Raw genomic sequence first — 1,399 nt, forward strand, 5'->3', positions numbered from 1 at the left:
CGCCGAGGAGCGTGCCCGCGCGGCCGCCTTCGTGCGGGACGCGCACCGCGAGCGGTATGTGGCCGCCCATCTCGGACTGCGCCGGCTGCTCGGCGCGTACCTGGGCATCGGTCCCGCCGACGTCGAGCTGATGCGCGAACCGTGCCCCGGCTGCGGCGAGCCCCACGGCCGCCCGGCGGTGGCCGGCGCCCCGCTGCACTTCAACCTCTCGCACGCCGGCGACCTGGCGCTGTTCGCCTTCGCCGACACGCCGGTCGGCGCGGACGTGGAGGCCCGGCAGCCGGCGTCCGTCGTCGCGGAGGTCTCGCGCCTGCTGCACCCCCGGGAGATCGCGGAACTCGACGCGCTCGCCGAGGGCGACCGCCCGGCCGCCTTCTCCCGCTGCTGGACCCGCAAGGAGGCCTACCTCAAGGGCACGGGCACGGGCCTGTCCGAGAGCCCCTCCGTCACCTACGTCGGCTCCGGCCCGCTACCGGCCGCGCCGGACGGCTGGACCCTGACGGACGTCGAGGCGGGCCCGGGCCACGCGGCGGCCATCGCCGTGGCCGCGCGCTGACGGTGGCCGCGGAGCGAACCGAACCACCCCTTGAAGCGCTGTCCTGGGCTGCGGAGGTCGCGGGTTCCGCCACTCCGGCACGGACCGTCCGGCGACTCACTGGTGGTACTCATGCGGCCACCCACCTCCTTGAGACCACCGAACCGCCCGTGGAGATGGTGCTGCAGCGGTACCCGCACGGGGATGACGCCGCGGCAAGGCATGCGAGGGCACTGCTGGCTCGGGCGGACAGCTGCTAGCGACGGCCGTTCTCGACGACGATCGTGGCCTTCCACGGGAAGACCACCTGGGCGCACACCCGGCCCGGGTCCGGGCGGCACGCCCGGTAGGCGTTGACGTCCGTCGTGCCGGCCCGCCTCGCGCGGAACTCCGCCGTCGCGTCGCCGCCCGGCGACCTGTTCGCCGTGATGACGCCCAGCAGCGCGGGGTCCGCCGCCGTCGGCGTGCTCCACACCCAGGTGACGCCCCGCGCGCGCGAGCCGCTGAGCCGGACCGTGACGGTGTCGTCGGTCCGGACGTGGACGACGCGGCCGTTGTCCGAGTTCGTCAGCGTGACGGTCGCGGCGGCGCGCGGCGCCGACGCCGGTGCCGGTGCCTGCGCGGCCGCGGCCGGGCCGAGGCCCAGGGCCAGGGGGACGGCCAGGCAGGCGGCGGTCCTCGGGATGCGCATACGGTCCTCCTCTTCCGTCTCGGTGGTGGACACCGCACACGCTGCCGTGCCGGCGGGAGCCTGTCCGCACCACTTTCCGCCGTTGTCGCCCGGGCGGGCGAAAACACCGCGAACGGCCCTGCCTCCGCTCGTCGGCTGCCTGGTCAGGGGCGCTTCGAGGAGGCGCCCCCGGT

Annotated in this window: 2 protein-coding genes; one reads left to right on the forward strand and one right to left on the reverse strand. The window is 75.9% G+C overall.

Translation table 11 applies throughout. From position 1 onward, the window contains the following. The coding region (locus tag AB0K09_RS33370) for a 4'-phosphopantetheinyl transferase superfamily protein (protein ID WP_366069134.1) at nucleotides 1-556 on the forward strand (556 nt) is incomplete at its 5' end. Nucleotides 557-791: 235 nt separating this feature from the next. Here the strand turns inward: AB0K09_RS33370 and AB0K09_RS33375 are convergent. Beyond that, nucleotides 792-1,226 (reverse strand): hypothetical protein, encoded by a 435-nt coding sequence (locus tag AB0K09_RS33375; RefSeq protein WP_366069135.1) that lies wholly within the window; start codon nucleotides 1,224-1,226, stop codon nucleotides 792-794. Nucleotides 1,227-1,399 lie beyond the last annotated feature (173 nt).

It is taken from the genome of Streptomyces sp. NPDC049577 (assembly GCF_040675635.1).
Taxonomy (GTDB): Bacteria; Actinomycetota; Actinomycetes; order Streptomycetales; family Streptomycetaceae; genus Streptomyces.

Excerpts from the sequence above, each read along its gene's own strand:
- AB0K09_RS33375 (WP_366069135.1), bottom strand. The coding sequence starts at position 1,226 with ATGCGCATCCCGAGGACCGCCGCCTGCCTGGCCGTCCCCCTGGCCCTG.